We start from the raw sequence: 14,014 nt of genomic DNA on the forward strand, positions 1-14,014 counted from the left end.
ACCCCATGACGACCGCCGCGAAGCAAACCCCATGACGACCGCCGTGAAGGAATCCGCATGATCCCCGCCAAGGAAGCCCTATGACCGCCGCCCTCACCCTCGACGCCGCGGAAGAGATTATCGCCGCCGCGCACCAGCGCGCCCAAGAGCTCGGCAAGGCGGTGAGCGTGGCCGTCGTCGACGCGGGCGGCTTCGTCGTGGCCGTCCGCCGCCCGGACGGCGCGCGCCCGCTCACCCCGGACATCGCCCGCGCGAAGGCGTATACGGCTGCTGTCATGCAACGCCCGGGCAAGATGCTCAAGAAGTGGCAGGAGAGCCAGCCCGTCTTCTTCTCCCAGCTGTCCCAGCTACCCGGCGCCGCCATGCCGATCATGGCCACCGAGGGCAGCCTGACCATCAAGAGGAACGGCGAGATCATCGGCGGCCTCGGCATCGCGGGCGGCACGGCGGACGAGGACCAGGCCATCGCCGAGGACGTCCTCACCGCACTCGGCTACGAACTGGAGTTCGCGGCGTGGGGCGTGCCGGGCACCCCGGCCAACGACCGGAAGGACAGCTGAGCGACCATGGCCGACACGTTCAACTACCGCATCGACCACCATGGCAGCCTGGTCCGCCCGCCGGGCCTGGACCGCTCCGACGCCGCGTCCCTCGACGCGGCCGTCGCGGAGGCGGTCGCGGCCCAGCGCAGACTGCGCTGCACGGTCGTCACGGACGGCGGCTTCCCGTACGAGGACGCGCGCGACGTCATCCTCGACGGTGTCACCGGAATCCGCCGTACCGTCACCGTGGACGGCCTCCCGATCCGCACGGCCGAGTCCCGCCCCGAGCCGGAGGGCGACTCATCGGCGGTGGCGCGCGCGAAGCGCCTCACGGAACTCACGGTCATCGCCCCCAAGGTCACCCTGCCCGCCCCGTCCTACCTGGCGGCGACCTTGCACACGCCGGAAGCACCGTGCGGCGCGCGCGAGCTGGGCGAGGCGTTCGCGGAGATCATCCAGGCCGAGATCGCCCGCCTGGTCGACGCCGGGGTCCGCCTCGTCCAGCTCGACAACCCGCTGCTGCTCGCGGCGACGGGCCCGGACGGGCCGCCGGTCGGCGCGCTGTCGTTCGCCGACGCGCTCGCCGTGGACGCGCCGGTCGCGCGCCCGGACATCCGCCCCGAGGGCGTCCGCATCGCCGTCTTCCCGGGCGCGACGCCCCCGCCGGCGGTCGACCGGGCGAAGGCGGAACGCCTGTACGCGGACGTCCTCGCCGACCGCTGGGTCCTCCCGCTGCTGCACGGCTCCGCCGCGGAGTTCGACCTCGTACGGGCGCTGCCGGAGGACCGCGACGTGTGCTTCGGCGTCGTGGACGCGGCGGCGCCGGACCTGGAGGACATCGACACGGTCTTGCAACGCATAGACGCGGCAGGAGAGCTGAAGGACCTGGAGGACGCGGCCCTGGCCCCGTCGAAGGGTTTCGCGGACTCGGCGGCCCACCCGTTGCTCACCCCTGAGAACCAGCACAAGAAGCTGGTTCTGGTGGAAACACTGGCCCGTTACGTATGGGGCAACGAGTTCTGACGACCAGGACGCCAGGACGCCCCTGAAGAGTGCCGCGAAGCGGCCTCTGCAGGGGCTCGGGGAACCGCGCGACCAGCCACGACGACACGGCACCGTCAGGTCAGCGCGCAACATCAGTCGGACGTTGACGTTGACGTTGACGCTGACGCTGACGCGAAAGCTAAAGCACCTCGGCGAACGTCACATGCCGCTCAGCGAGCAACGGCCGAACCACCCCGAGAATCAACTCCTCGAAATGCGCGGCAGCGCAATGCGCCTCGAATCCGGCCCGATCCGCATACACCTCGTACAACACGAACCCCCCTTCCCGCTCAGCCTCCGCATGGACCTCGTACGCCACATTCGCAGGCTCCTCTCGCGTGAGCTCCCGCATCTTGAGCAACGCGGCCCGCACAGCACCCGCATCGGCGGCGGCACAGCGGTAGTGAGCGAAAACGGCATAAGCCATGACGTGAACTCCCTGAGGTGTCGATCGGGTCCGGCCGAGCGCGTCGATTGCAGCACGGGAGAACACGCGCACGGCCCTCACCCCGCGCAACCAATGCCTGCCTCCCCGGACCTGCCCGCGGAGCCCGCCGTGGTGTGTCGTACATCCGGTCCCCGACACAGCCGAAAGAAGTGTGATCACGATGCGTTCCGCGAAAACCTTGCTGGGCGGGGAGTGGGTGCCCCACGGCGACGGCGACAACAGGGGAGACAGCGACGGCAAGGGCGGCGACGACGCCAACGGCGACAGCGACGGCGACTGGATCGACGTACAGAACCCCGCCGACCTGCGCACCCCCGCCTTCCGCGTCCCCGCGCTCACCCCCGCGGACGTCACCCGCGCCTACGACCACGCCGAGCGCGGCTTCGCCGGGTGGAAGCGCACCAGCCCGCTCGCCCGCGCCGCGATCCTCACCCGCGCCGCCGCCCACCTGCGCGAACGCGCCGACGACATCGCCGTGGACATCGCCACGGAGAACGGCAAGACCCGCGCCGAAGCCCACGGCGAAACCCTCAAGGCCGCCGACTTCCTGGAGTACTACGGGCTTCTCGTCGGCCGGGGCGGCTACGGCACCCTGCTGCACGACGCCCGCCCGGACACCCGTACCAGCGCCCAGCGCGAACCGCTCGGGGTCGTCCTCGCGATCACGCCGTGGAACGACCCGTTGATCACCCCGGCGCGCAAGCTCGCCCCGGCGCTCGCCGCGGGCAACGCCGCTGTCCTCAAGCCCGCGTCCGAGACCCCGCTCTCCGCCCTGCACCTGGCGCGGGCGCTGCACGACGCGGGCCTGCCGCCCGGCGTCCTGAACGTCGTCACCGGCCGCACGGCCCTGATCAGCGACGCGCTGATCAAGGACGAGCGGATCGCCGCCGTGACCTTCACCGGCGGCAACGCGGTCGGCGACGGCCTCCGTACCGCCTTCGCCACCCGCAACATCCGCTTCCAGGGCGAACTCGGCGGCAAGAACGCCTCGGTCGTCCTCGCCGACGCCGAACTCGGCAAGGCCGCGCGCACCGTCGTGGCCGCCGCGTTCGGGCAGGCCGGGCAGCGGTGCACCGCCACCAGCCGCGTCATCGTCGAACGGGCCGTCGCCGAGGAGTTCACGCGGCTGCTGCTCGCCGAGGTGGCGCGGATCGAGCCGGGGCCCCCGCTCGTGGAGGGGACGGGCGTGGGCCCCCTGTCCAGCCCCCGTCAGCGCGACAGCGTCGTCGGGCACATCGGGAAAGCCGTCGAGCAGGGCGCGAAGGTGCTCGCCGGCGGCGACGCCCCGGCCGCCGGCGACCTCGCCCACGGCTGCTACGTCAACCCGACCGTCCTCGGCGACATCACCGCCGACCACGCCGTCTGGCGCGAAGAGGTCTTCGGCCCGGTGCTCGCGCTGCGCGTCGTCGACTCCCTCGACGAGGCGATCACCGCCGTCAACGACTCCGGCTTCGGCCTCGCGGCCGCCGTCTTCACGCGCGACCTGCACGCCGCCCACCGCTTCGCCGACGAGGCCGAGTGCGGCCAGATCGCCGTGAACCTGACCACTCCGGGCTGGGACGTGCACCACCCCTTCGGCGGCTTCCACGACTCCGGCTCCCCGTTCAAGGAGCAGGGAACGGAGGCGCTGCACTTCTACACGCGGGTGAAGACGGTAGCGATCCACTACGGCACCTGACCTCACAGGCATTCGTCGAAAGGAGGCGAACGAACGTTGGCAGACGAGACCGTCGGCGTCGTCGGCGCCGGCATCGTGGGCCTCGCCACCGCCCGCGAGATAGCGCTGCGCCGCCCCGGCACGCGCGTGCTCGTCCTCGACAAGGAGGACGAGGTCGCCCGCCATCAGACCGGCCACAACTCCGGCGTCGTCCACGCGGGCATCTACTACGCGCCCGGCAGCCTCAAGGCCGACCTGACCGTACGAGGTGTCGCCCTGCTGCGCGCGTACTGCCGGGACCGCGCGCTGCCCTACCGCGAGATCGGCAAGCTCGTCATGGCGGTCCGCGAGGACGAACTGGGCCGCATGGCCGCCCTGTACGAGCGCGCCAAGCGCAACCACGTCCCTGACCTGCGCCAAGTGTCCCGCGCGGAGATCAAGGAGCTGGAGCCGCACGCGGGCGGTCTCGCCGCCCTGTACTCCCCGCGCACCGCGATCACCGACTACCCGGCGATCGCCCGCGCGTTCGCCCAGGACGTGGCCGACGCCGGGGGAGAGGTCCGCCTCGGCTTCCCCGTTACCGGCCTGACCACCGTGCCGGAGGGCATCGAGGTGGCGTCCGGCACCGACGAGAGGATCCGCGTCGACCGGCTGGTCCTGTGCGCGGGCCTCCAGTCGGACGCCGTGGCCCGGCTCGCGCGGGACGGCCGCGAACCGCGGATCATCCCGTTCCGCGGCGAGTACATGCTGCTCAGACCCGAGCGACGGGGCCTGGTGCGCGGACTGGTCTACCCGGTGCCCGACCCCCGTTACCCGTTCCTCGGCGTGCACTTCACCCCGCGCGTGGACGGCTCGGTCGAGGTCGGCCCGAACGCGGTCCTCGCCCTCGCCCGGGAGGGCTACCGGCGCTCCCGGATCTCCCCCCGCGACCTGCTCGGCATCGCGGCGTACCCCGGCACCTGGCGCATGGCCGCGCAGCACTGGCGCACGGGTGTGCGGGAGTACCGCGGCTCGTTCTCGGCCGCCGCCTTCATGAAGGACGCGAGCCTGTACGTGCCCGGCGTCGGTGTCCGGGACGTCGTGCGCGGCGGCGCCGGCGTGCGCGCCCAGGCGCTCGACCGCGACGGCGGCCTCGTCGACGACTTCCGCATCCACCGCGTCGGCCGGATCACGGCCGTGCGCAACGCCCCGTCGCCCGCCGCGACGGCGTCGATGGCGATCGCCGAACACATCGCGGACGCGGCCTTCGGCACGCCTTGAACTCCCCTGTCGCCTGCGGCTTTTCGCGCAAGAACTGCTTGCGCGCCCAGCTCTCCGCAAGGCCGCGCGACGCACCTAACGTCGATCGCGCGGGATCCCGCACCCCTCTGCAGAAGGAAGCCACCCTCATGTTCGTCGTCGACACCCAGATCCACATCTGGAAGGAAGAGACCCCGGACCGCCCCTGGGTCCCGGGCGCCCGCGAGCGCATCCGCCTCAACGGTCACCGCGAGGACCCGTTCTCGTACGAGGAGGCGCTGGAGTTGATGGACGAGGCGGGCGTCAACCGGGCGCTGATCCTGCCGCCGTCCTGGGAGGGCGACCGTATCGACTACGCGCTCGAAGCCTGCGAGGCCCACCCCGACCGCTTCGGGATCATGGCCCGCATCCCGCAGAACAAGCCCGAGGAGGGCAAGGCGCTGCTGACGGACTTCGCGCAGAACCCGCACGTCAAGGGCGCCCGTCTCACCTTCCACCGCCCCATCGACCGCAACTGGATGATCGACGGCACCAACGACTGGTACTGGCCGGTCGCCGAGGAGCTGAACATCCCGACGATGGTCCACGCCCCCATCTGGAAGCGCGAGCTGGGCGACATCGCCGGCCGCCACCCCGGCCTGAAGATCATCATCGACCACATGGGCATCATGGCCCGCTGCGTCGACGACGCGATCGGCTACTGGGTCCAGGAAACCGCCGACCTGCACGAACACCCCAACATCTACGTCAAGGTCTCGGCGCTGCCCGGCTACTCCACGCAGCCTTTCCCCAACACCAACATCGAGAAGTACGTCCGCGAGATGGTCGACAAGATGGGCCCGCGGCGCTGCTTCTACGGCACCGACATCACGCGCCTCCTCGGCCACGGCATCACCTACACCGACACCGTCGAGCAGTTCACCAAGCACTGGGACTTCACCCCCGACGAGCTCGAATGGATCATGGGCCGCGGCATCGCCGAGGTCCTGAACTGGCCGATCGAGGGCTGAGGAACCATCTGCCATGGACACACCGGAAACCCCGCCCACGCGCGCGGACGGCGGCGACGCCCTGGTCTCCGCGTTCAACGCGGTCGGCGCCGACTACCTCTTCTGTTCCTCAGGGTCCGAATGGGCCCCGGTCTGGGAGTCCCTCGCCCGCCACCACCGCGACGGATCCCCGGCGCCGCGCTACCTCGACCTCACCCACGAGACCGTCGCCGCGGGCATGGCCACCGGATACGGCCTCCTCACCCGCCGCCCCCAGGGCGTCCTCCTGCACGCCGCCCCCGGCCTGCTCCAGGGCTCCATGGCGGTCCACGGGGCGCTCCTCGCCGGCGTCCCGATGGTGGTCTCGTCCTCCGAGTCCACGACGTACGGGGACGGGCCGGGCCCCGACCCGGGCGGCCAGTGGTACCGCAACCTGTCGATCGTCGGCGGCCCGCACGCGGTCGCACAGCCCTTCACCAAGTGGGCCGACGAGGCGGCCAGTGTGCACACCCTCCCCACCATGATCACGCGGGCGGCGGAGCTGGCCACGCGCGCGCCCGCGGGCCCCGCCTACCTCAACATCCCCCTCGAAGTGCTCCTGGAGGAGTGGGACGGGCGGCACGCCAAGCCGCTCGTCCCGCCCGGCTCCACGCACAGCTCGCCCGACGAGGCCGACGCCGTCGCCGCGCTGCTGCGTACCGCCGGGAACCCGGTGATCGTCACCGAGACCGCCGGGCGCGAGGCGGGCGGCTTCGAGGCGCTCCTCGCCTTCGCCGAGGCGTGGCAGATCCCGGTCGTCGAACCGGACTCGGCGGTCTGCGCCAACTTCCCGCGCACGCATCTGCTGCACGCGGGCGCCGACATCGGCCCGTGGATGGCAGAGGCGGACCTGATCCTCCTGGTCAACTGCCGCGCCCCGTTCTACCCGCCGTCACGCCGCCCCGCGAAGGCGACGGTCGTCGTGATCGACGAGGTGCCGCAGCGCCCGCACATCGCCTACCAGGTCCTTCACGCGGACCGGTACCTGGAAGGCAACGCCGCGAACACGCTCCGTCAGCTGGCCAAGCGGGCGGAGGGCCTGGACGTGGCCGTGGTCACCGCCCGGCGCGCGGCGCAGGAGGAACGGTTCGTGGCGGAGCAGTCGGCGATCGACGCGGCCGAGAACAAGGCCGCCGAGTCGTCGGGGGCCGTGGACCCGGTCCTGGTGGCCGCGACGCTGCGCCGCCTCCTCGACGGCCGGAACGCCGTCGTCGTCGACGAGACCATCACCCACAGCCGCGTCGTCAAGCGCCATCTGAAGACATCCACCCCCGACTCGTACTTCTACGTACAAGGCGGCCTCGGCCAGGGGATCGCGGTCGCCCTCGGCGTCAAACTCGCCGCGCGCGAGCGCCCGGTGGTGCTCACCGTCGGCGACGGCGCCTTCACGTACAACCCGGTGATCCCGTCGTACGACGCGTCCCGGACCTACGAACTGCCGCTCCTGGTCGTCATCTTCAACAACCGTGTCTACAAGTCGATGAACCTCAACCACCGCCGCTTCTACCCCGACGGCGCCGCCGCCGAGACCGGCGAGTGGCTGGGCACGGACCTCCACCGGCTCCCCCGGCTCGCCGCGTTCGCCGCCCCGTTCGACCTGCACAACGAGACGGTCGACACCCCGGACGCGCTCACCCCCGCCCTGGAACGAGCCCTGAAAGCGGTGGCGGCGGGCGCTACAGCTGTCGTGGATGTCCTCGTATCCCGCTGAACGCCGGCCCCCGGCGCTCGCGCGGCCTGCGACCCGGGACGCTGGCCCTGCGCCCCGCGGACGCCAGCCCGGCAGGCCGAGCCGCTCGGCGCGCGGAGCGGCTCGCGGGACTGCGGCCCGGGGCGCTCGCATCGGCCCCGCGGTCGTCCGCTCGCCTGACCGTTCCGCAGGCCGCGCGGCTCGGCGCGCGGCTCGGCGCGCGGAGCGGCGCGTGGGGGCTGCGGAACGGGGCGCCCGCGTCGGCCCTTCGGTCGGCTGCTTCGCCGGCCGAGCCGCTTGGTGCGCCGAGTGGCTCGTGGGGGCTGCGGCCCGGGGCGCCCGCGTCGGCCCCGCGATCGTCCGCTCGCCTCGCCGCACCGCTCGCCTCGCCGCGCGCCGAACCCGGTGGCGCACCCGCATGCGTAACCCCGCTCAAAACCGCCCGCCCCTTTCCCCCTTCCCCCGTTAAGGACGCCCTCATGACCGCTTCCTCCACGCCCACCCGCGTTTCCGCAGCAGCGCTCCGCACCTTCGCCGCCGCTCTCCTCGAAAAGGGCGGCCTCTCCGCCGAGCACGCCGCGACCACCGCCGCCGTGTTCGTCTGGGCCGCGCAGCGCGGCATCGAGTCGCACGGCATCGCGCGCGTGCCCGCCTATCTCGACCTGCTCGACAAGGGTGTCGCCAACCCCACCCCCGACCTCAGGCTCACCTCCTCGGCCCCGGCCGCCGCGGTCCTGGACGCGGACCGGGCCCCCGGCCCCGTAGCCATGACGGCAGCGGCCGCGGAGGCGGTGGCACGCGCGCGTGCGTGTGGAATCGCGTCCGTCGGCGTACGGGAGACCGTGCACACCGGCGCCATCGGCTACTACGTCGCGAAGATCGCGGAGGCGGGCATGGTCGGACTCGGCTTCGTCGCGGGCATGCCGAACATGGGCTACACCGGGGTGAAGGGCCCGGCAGTCGCCACCAGCCCGCTCGCCATAGCCGTCCCCGCATCCACGGAACAGGCATCCGCGGAACAGGCATCCGCGGAACAGGCATCCGCGGAACAGGCGTCCGCGGAGCAGCCCCGGCCGCCGCTGCTCCTCGACATGGCCACCGCCACCATCGCCCTCGGCAAGATCCGCCAGGCCAGGTCGAGCGGCACCCCGCTGCCCGAGGGCGCCGCCGCCACCGCCGACGGCACCCCCACCACCGACCCGGAACAAGCCGTCATGCCGCTGCCGCTCGGCGGCGCCAAGGGCTCGGGCATGTCCCTCGCCTTCGAGCTGCTCACCAGCGTCCTGGTCGGGGCGCCGATCTTCGCCGCGTACCACTCGGCCGACCCGGCGGGCCGCAAGCACCGGCAGAACGCGCTGCTCATCGCCCTCGACCCGGCCGCGTTCGGCGGCGCCGACCGCTTCCTCGCGGACGTCGGCACGACCCTCGGCACCCTCAAGGCGCTCCCGGCGACGGACGAGGCGGCGGGCGTGCACTACCCGGGCGAGCGCAGCGCGGCCACGGCGAGGGAGCGCGGGGCGCACGGCATCCCGGTCGCCCCCAAGGTGTGGCGGCAGCTCGCGGAGGCGGCGGCCCGGCAAGGCGTGGCCCTGCCCGCGACCCCGTGAGGAACGGTCCCGAGTACCCCATACCCTTGTTGGCATGAGCAGCAGTGACCCGCGTCCGGCCGTGGACGGCCGTTCAACCGAAGCCCCCAAGACTTACGAGGTGCGCACCTACGGGTGCCAGATGAACGTCCACGACTCCGAGCGCCTGTCCGGCCTCCTGGAGGGCGCGGGCTACGTCCGCGCCCCCGAGGGCTCCGACGGCGACGCCGACGTGGTGGTCTTCAACACCTGCGCGGTCCGCGAGAACGCCGACAACAAGCTCTACGGCAACCTCGGCCGCCTCGCGCCCAGGAAGACGCAGCGCCCGGGGATGCAGATCGCCGTCGGCGGCTGCCTCGCCCAGAAGGACCGCGACACCATCGTGAAGAAGGCGCCCTGGGTGGACGTCGTCTTCGGCACGCACAACATCGGCAAGCTGCCCGTCCTCCTGGAGCGCGCCCGCGTCCAGGAGGAGGCGCAGGTCGAGATCGCCGAGTCCCTGGAGGCGTTCCCCTCCACGCTGCCCACCCGCCGCGAGAGCGCGTACGCGGCCTGGGTGTCGATCTCGGTCGGCTGCAACAACACCTGCACCTTCTGCATCGTCCCCGCCCTGCGCGGCAAGGAGAAGGACCGCAGGACCGGCGACATCCTCGCGGAGATCGAGGCCCTGGTCGCCGAGGGCGTCAGCGAGATCACCCTGCTCGGCCAGAACGTGAACGCGTACGGCAGCGACATCGGCGACCGCGAGGCGTTCAGCAAGCTGCTGCGCGCCTGCGGCACGATCGAGGGCCTGGAGCGCGTGCGCTTCACCTCCCCGCACCCGCGCGACTTCACCGACGACGTGATCGCCGCCATGGCCGAGACGCCGAACGTGATGCCGCAGCTGCACATGCCGATGCAGTCCGGCTCGGACACGGTCCTCAAGGCGATGCGCCGCTCGTACCGCCAGGAGCGCTTCCTCGGCATCATCGAGAAGGTCCGCGCCGCCATGCCGCACGCGGCGATCTCCACCGACATCATCGTGGGCTTCCCCGGCGAGACCGAGGAGGACTTCGAGCAGACGATGCACGCCGTGCGCGAGGCCCGCTTCGCCAACGCCTTCACCTTCCAGTACTCCAAGCGCCCCGGAACCCCGGCCGCGACCATGGAGGGGCAGGTCCCCAAGGAGGTCGTCCAGTCGCGCTACGAGCGCCTCGTCGCCCTTCAGGAGGAGATCTCCTGGGAGGAGAACAAGAAGCAGGTCGGCCGCGTCCTGGAGCTCATGGTCGCCGAGGGCGAGGGCCGCAAGGACGGCGCCACGCACCGCCTCTCGGGACGCGCGCCCGACAACCGCCTGGTCCACTTCACCAAGCCCGACGCCGAGGTCCGCCCCGGCGACGTGGTCACCGTGGAGATCACTTACGCGGCCCCGCACCACCTGCTCGCCGAGGGCCCGGTCCTGAACGTACGTCCCACGCGCGCGGGCGACGCCTGGGAGCGCCGTACCAAGGAGCAGCAGGACAAGAAGCAGGGCGTCCTGCTCGGCCTGCCCAGGATCGGCGTCCCCGAGCCGCTCCCCGCGGTCACCGGGGGCTGCGCCGTCGACTGAGCGCGGGGCACGGTACGGGGTCGCCCGGCCAGTAAGCTGCTGATCATGCTTGTCGCCGCAGCCGTGTGCCCTTGTCCTCCCCTGCTCGTGCCGGAGGTCGCCGCCGGTGCCGCCTCCGAGCTGGACGCGGCGCGCGAGGCGTGCGACGAGGCGATCGGCGCGGTTCTCGCGGCCGGTCCCGACCTCCTGTGGGTGATCGGCGAGGGGCCGCGCCCCGGCGTCCACCGGCCGGGTTCCCGGGGCTCCTTCCGCCCCTTCGGCGTCGACGTCGACGTATGCCTCGGAGCCCCGGACGACGACTCCGCCGACGACTCCGCCGAGGTCGCGCTCCCGCCGTCCCTCTCCGTGGGCGCGTGGCTGCTCACGCGCGCGGGGTGGACCGGAGAGGTCCGGGGCTACGAGCTGGCCCCGGGCGGAACGGCGTTCGACACCATGGACGGCGCGTGGCGCCTCGGTGAGGGCCGCACCGGCAAGGAGCGCGTGGGCTTCCTCGTCATGGGCGACGGCACCGCCTGCCGCACGGTCAAAGCCCCCGGCTACCTGGACGAGCGGGCCGAAGGCGTCGACGCACGGATCGCCGAGGCCTTGCGCACCTGCGACCGGGACGGCTACCTGGCCCAGCTGGACGCCGGTCTCGCCGCCGAGCTGAAAATCTCCGGCCGCGCGCCCTGGCAACTGCTCTCCGCGGCCTGGGCGGCGGACCACGACGACGACAAGGGCACGAGCCGCCTCCTTTACGAGGACGCGCCCTACGGCGTGGGCTACTTCGTGGCCTCTTGGACGTAGCCCCCGCCGAAGGCCCCGCACACGACACGGCGACGGCCGCGAAGCTCCCCTGGCTTCGCGGCCGTCGCCGTGCGCTGTGACAGAAGGGAAGGCGGCGTCAGGACGCCGTCGGGGGAGAGGGGGGAGTACCGCCGTCCTTGCCGTCCTGCGCGGCCATCCGGTCCAGAGCGTCCTTCGCCTTGCCCGTCCCCTGCTGGATCTTGTCGCTGTACTTGCCCTTGGTCCTGTCGTCGACCGCCTTGGCGGCCTTGTCCAGACCACGGTCGATCTTGTCCCCGTGCTGCTGCGCGAGTTCGGAGACCTTGTCCTTGGCGGGGGCGAGCTTGGCTCGCAGATTGTTCAGGAAGCTCATGGATCCACCTTTCCCGGTGTCCTGGCGGAAGCTACTTGCGGGCGCCCTCGCCTGCCGCCTCGCTGTCGGCGGCCTGCTCCACGGACTGCTGCTGCGGGATCTCCACGTTCTCCGGCGCGGCCGCCCCGGCCGCTCCGTCGTCCTCGGCCTCCCCGGCCTTCTGCTCGGCCTTGCCGCCCTCGGCGGCCTCCGCCTCGGACGCGGCACCCTCCGCGCTCGCCGAGCCCTCCGCGGCGTCCGTCTCCGGCTCGTCGGTCACCGTCGCGGTCCGCTCCTCGGCGGCCTGCGCCGTGTCGCTGTCCTTGGCTTTCCGGCGAAACATAGCAAAAACGCCCATTTCAACTCCATATGGTACTCGTGCGGGCGAAATCCCGCCCAGCCCGGTGCGTCCCATTGCGTCGCCCGGGTCACCGGTCCTCGAAACCGACGGGTGGAACCTCGCAACAGGCAACGACCCCGAAGGCGTGGCGTCACGTAGCTCGTTCGAGAAGCGGGGCCCGGGTTTGCGAGACTGGGGCGGTGAACAGCGCAGCTCCCGCCCCGCGGGTCATCGCCGTCGTCGGTCCGACCGCGGCCGGAAAGTCAGATCTGGGCGTCTTCCTGGCCAAGGAGCTGGGCGGTGAGGTCGTCAACGCCGACTCCATGCAGCTCTACCGCGGGATGGACATCGGCACCGCCAAGCTGACGCCCGAGGAGCGCGCCGGGGTCCCGCACCACCTCCTGGACATCTGGGACGTCACGGAGGCCGCGAGCGTCGCCGAGTACCAGCGGCTCGCCCGCGCCGAGATCGACCGCCTCCTCGCCGAGGGCCGCTGGCCGATCCTCGTCGGCGGCTCCGGGCTCTACGTCCGCGGCGCCGTCGACAAGATGGAGTTCCCCGGCACCGACCCCGCGATCCGCGCCCGCCTGGAGGACGAGCTGGCGCTGCGCGGCCCCGGCGCCCTGCACGCCCGGCTCGCCGCGTCCGACCCCGAGGCCGGTGCCGCGATCCTGCCGAGCAACGGCCGCCGCATCGTGCGCGCCCTGGAAGTCATCGAGATCACCGGAAAGCCGTTCACGGCCAACCTGCCCGGACACGACTCGGTCTACGACACCGTCCAGATCGGTGTCGACGTCGCGCGCCCCGAACTCGACGCACGTATCGCCACGCGCGTGGACCGCATGTGGGAGGCCGGCCTCGTCGACGAGGTGCGCGGCCTCGCCGAGCGCGGCCTGCGCGAAGGACGTACGGCCTCACGCGCCCTCGGCTACCAGCAGGTACTCGCCGCGCTCGCCGGGGAGTGCACCGAGGACGAGGCGCGCGCGGAGACCATCCGCGCCACGAAACGCTTCGCGCGCCGCCAGGACTCATGGTTCCGCCGCGACCCGCGCGTGCACTGGCTGAACGGGGCCGTGGCCGAGCGCGGGGAACTTCAGGGCCGTGCCATGGCGTTGGTCGAACGACCGGTCACAGCCTGATCACGTGATGGCATCGGGACGCTCCGGCCGTCATCCGGGCCTTCCCGGGCGTGCCATCATCGACCAACGATCGACCAGTGGAGTCCGAAGTGGGAGGGCGCGTGGCGATGGAGGCCGGCCCTCGTGACACCGCACCGGGTGGGGAACAGTTGAGCCCCGACGGTCCGGAGGCGACCCCCGACGGCGTGATCGCCGACGGGCCCACCGCCGAGGAACTGACCGCCCAGGACGAGGCGGCCGAGGTGGAGATCGAGCTGCGCCCGCAGCGCAGACTGCGCATCTGGCAGCTCGCCCCGATCGTGATGCTCGCCACCATCGGCTCGCTGATGTTCGCGTTCCCGCTCTTCTTCGAGTTCGGCGACGGCGGCGCGGTCGTCGCCATGCTGGGCCTGCTGATCAGCTCGTGCGCGGCCGGCTGGGGCATGATGGCCGCCCGCCGGGTGGGCTACACCCTGCCGGGCCTCCCGCCCCGCGGCTCGGGCCGCTGGCCGGACTGGCGCGTGGTCGGCGCCTACGTCGTCGTGGTGGCGGCGGTGGCGGTCCTGGCCGTATGGCGCGTGGCCCGGCTGCGCTGACCGCGCTGCCCGGAGTGTCGG

At 72.3% G+C, this 14,014-nt stretch carries 14 protein-coding genes; 11 read left to right on the top strand and 3 right to left on the bottom strand.

The window, feature by feature from the left end; genetic code table 11:
• Window positions 1-80 precede the first annotated feature (80 nt).
• Together ACH4RC_RS00235 and ACH4RC_RS00240 are read left to right on the top strand one after the other, a co-directional pair.
• Complete coding sequence (locus ACH4RC_RS00235) at window positions 81-560, top strand: heme-binding protein (protein ID WP_398193166.1); 480 nt, start codon at window positions 81-83, stop codon at window positions 558-560.
• 6 nt (window positions 561-566) lie between these two features.
• Window positions 567-1,565 (top strand): methionine synthase II (cobalamin-independent)-like protein, encoded by a 999-nt coding sequence (locus ACH4RC_RS00240; RefSeq protein WP_398193167.1) that lies wholly within the window; start codon window positions 567-569, stop codon window positions 1,563-1,565.
• 160 nt (window positions 1,566-1,725) lie between these two features.
• Here the strand turns inward: ACH4RC_RS00240 and ACH4RC_RS00245 are convergent, their stop codons facing one another.
• A complete protein-coding gene (locus ACH4RC_RS00245; protein ID WP_398193169.1) occupies window positions 1,726-2,085 on the bottom strand; it encodes a putative quinol monooxygenase in 360 nt (119 codons plus the stop codon).
• Window positions 2,086-2,194: 109 nt separating this feature from the next.
• Between ACH4RC_RS00245 and ACH4RC_RS00250 the strand changes: the two genes are divergently transcribed.
• The 7 genes from ACH4RC_RS00250 (at window position 2,195) to ACH4RC_RS00280 (ending at window position 11,608) form a co-directional block, all read left to right on the top strand.
• On the top strand, window positions 2,195-3,712 hold the full coding sequence (locus ACH4RC_RS00250) for an aldehyde dehydrogenase family protein (RefSeq protein ID WP_398193170.1): 1,518 nt from the start codon (window positions 2,195-2,197) through the stop codon (window positions 3,710-3,712).
• A 36-nt stretch (window positions 3,713-3,748) separates the two neighbouring features.
• A complete protein-coding gene (gene lhgO / locus ACH4RC_RS00255) occupies window positions 3,749-4,951 on the top strand; it encodes an L-2-hydroxyglutarate oxidase (protein ID WP_398193172.1) in 1,203 nt (400 codons plus the stop codon).
• A 128-nt stretch (window positions 4,952-5,079) separates the two neighbouring features.
• Window positions 5,080-5,940, top strand: coding sequence for an amidohydrolase family protein (locus ACH4RC_RS00260; RefSeq protein WP_398193173.1), 861 nt, complete (start codon window positions 5,080-5,082; stop codon window positions 5,938-5,940).
• 13 nt (window positions 5,941-5,953) lie between these two features.
• Window positions 5,954-7,669: a thiamine pyrophosphate-dependent enzyme gene (locus tag ACH4RC_RS00265; protein WP_398193174.1), complete on the top strand. Its 1,716-nt coding sequence runs from the start codon at window positions 5,954-5,956 to the stop codon at window positions 7,667-7,669.
• A 458-nt stretch (window positions 7,670-8,127) separates the two neighbouring features.
• Complete coding sequence (locus ACH4RC_RS00270) at window positions 8,128-9,255, top strand: Ldh family oxidoreductase (protein WP_398193176.1); 1,128 nt, start codon at window positions 8,128-8,130, stop codon at window positions 9,253-9,255.
• A 34-nt stretch (window positions 9,256-9,289) separates the two neighbouring features.
• Window positions 9,290-10,822, top strand: a complete 1,533-nt coding sequence (gene miaB, locus ACH4RC_RS00275) for a tRNA (N6-isopentenyl adenosine(37)-C2)-methylthiotransferase MiaB (RefSeq protein ID WP_398193178.1) — start codon at window positions 9,290-9,292, stop codon at window positions 10,820-10,822.
• A gap of 45 nt (window positions 10,823-10,867) precedes the next feature.
• Window positions 10,868-11,608, top strand: a complete 741-nt coding sequence (locus ACH4RC_RS00280; RefSeq protein ID WP_398193180.1) for a class III extradiol dioxygenase subunit B-like domain-containing protein — start codon at window positions 10,868-10,870, stop codon at window positions 11,606-11,608.
• Window positions 11,609-11,705: 97 nt separating this feature from the next.
• Here the strand turns inward: ACH4RC_RS00280 and ACH4RC_RS00285 are convergent, their stop codons facing one another.
• Together ACH4RC_RS00285 and ACH4RC_RS00290 are read right to left on the bottom strand one after the other, a co-directional pair.
• Window positions 11,706-11,960 carry an antitoxin gene (locus ACH4RC_RS00285; RefSeq protein ID WP_398193181.1) on the bottom strand — a complete coding sequence of 85 codons (255 nt, stop codon included), beginning with the start codon at window positions 11,958-11,960 and terminating at the stop codon, window positions 11,706-11,708.
• A gap of 31 nt (window positions 11,961-11,991) precedes the next feature.
• Window positions 11,992-12,282: a hypothetical protein gene (locus ACH4RC_RS00290; RefSeq protein WP_398193183.1), complete on the bottom strand. Its 291-nt coding sequence runs from the start codon at window positions 12,280-12,282 to the stop codon at window positions 11,992-11,994.
• A 197-nt stretch (window positions 12,283-12,479) separates the two neighbouring features.
• Here ACH4RC_RS00290 and miaA point away from each other — a divergent pair, with 197 nt between their 5' ends.
• Together miaA and ACH4RC_RS00300 are read left to right on the top strand one after the other, a co-directional pair.
• Window positions 12,480-13,418 carry a tRNA (adenosine(37)-N6)-dimethylallyltransferase MiaA gene (gene miaA, locus ACH4RC_RS00295; protein ID WP_398193185.1) on the top strand — a complete coding sequence of 313 codons (939 nt, stop codon included), beginning with the start codon at window positions 12,480-12,482 and terminating at the stop codon, window positions 13,416-13,418.
• Between the two features lie 107 nt (window positions 13,419-13,525).
• Window positions 13,526-13,993, top strand: coding sequence for a hypothetical protein (locus ACH4RC_RS00300; protein WP_361077184.1), 468 nt, complete (start codon window positions 13,526-13,528; stop codon window positions 13,991-13,993).
• The last annotated feature ends 21 nt before the right edge of the window (window positions 13,994-14,014 follow it).

Origin of the sequence: Streptomyces sp. NPDC016845, assembly GCF_044332585.1 — a bacterium.
Lineage (GTDB): Bacteria > Actinomycetota > Actinomycetes > Streptomycetales > Streptomycetaceae > Streptomyces.

What these genes read in the sequence shown, in the direction of transcription:
- ACH4RC_RS00270 (WP_398193176.1), top strand. Translation starts at nt 8,128, where the DNA reads ATGACCGCTTCCTCCACGCCCACCCGCGTTTCCGCAGCAGCGCTCCGC.
- ACH4RC_RS00260 (WP_398193173.1), top strand. Translation starts at nt 5,080, where the DNA reads ATGTTCGTCGTCGACACCCAGATCCACATCTGGAAGGAAGAGACCCCG.
- ACH4RC_RS00280 (WP_398193180.1), top strand. Translation starts at nt 10,868, where the DNA reads ATGCTTGTCGCCGCAGCCGTGTGCCCTTGTCCTCCCCTGCTCGTGCCG.
- ACH4RC_RS00300 (WP_361077184.1), top strand. Translation starts at nt 13,526, where the DNA reads ATGGAGGCCGGCCCTCGTGACACCGCACCGGGTGGGGAACAGTTGAGC.
- ACH4RC_RS00265 (WP_398193174.1), top strand. Translation starts at nt 5,954, where the DNA reads ATGGACACACCGGAAACCCCGCCCACGCGCGCGGACGGCGGCGACGCC.
- ACH4RC_RS00290 (WP_398193183.1), bottom strand. Translation starts at nt 12,282, where the DNA reads ATGTTTCGCCGGAAAGCCAAGGACAGCGACACGGCGCAGGCCGCCGAG.
- ACH4RC_RS00250 (WP_398193170.1), top strand. Translation starts at nt 2,195, where the DNA reads ATGCGTTCCGCGAAAACCTTGCTGGGCGGGGAGTGGGTGCCCCACGGC.
- ACH4RC_RS00285 (WP_398193181.1), bottom strand. Translation starts at nt 11,960, where the DNA reads ATGAGCTTCCTGAACAATCTGCGAGCCAAGCTCGCCCCCGCCAAGGAC.
- ACH4RC_RS00240 (WP_398193167.1), top strand. Translation starts at nt 567, where the DNA reads ATGGCCGACACGTTCAACTACCGCATCGACCACCATGGCAGCCTGGTC.
- miaB (WP_398193178.1), top strand. Translation starts at nt 9,290, where the DNA reads ATGAGCAGCAGTGACCCGCGTCCGGCCGTGGACGGCCGTTCAACCGAA.
- ACH4RC_RS00235 (WP_398193166.1), top strand. Translation starts at nt 81, where the DNA reads ATGACCGCCGCCCTCACCCTCGACGCCGCGGAAGAGATTATCGCCGCC.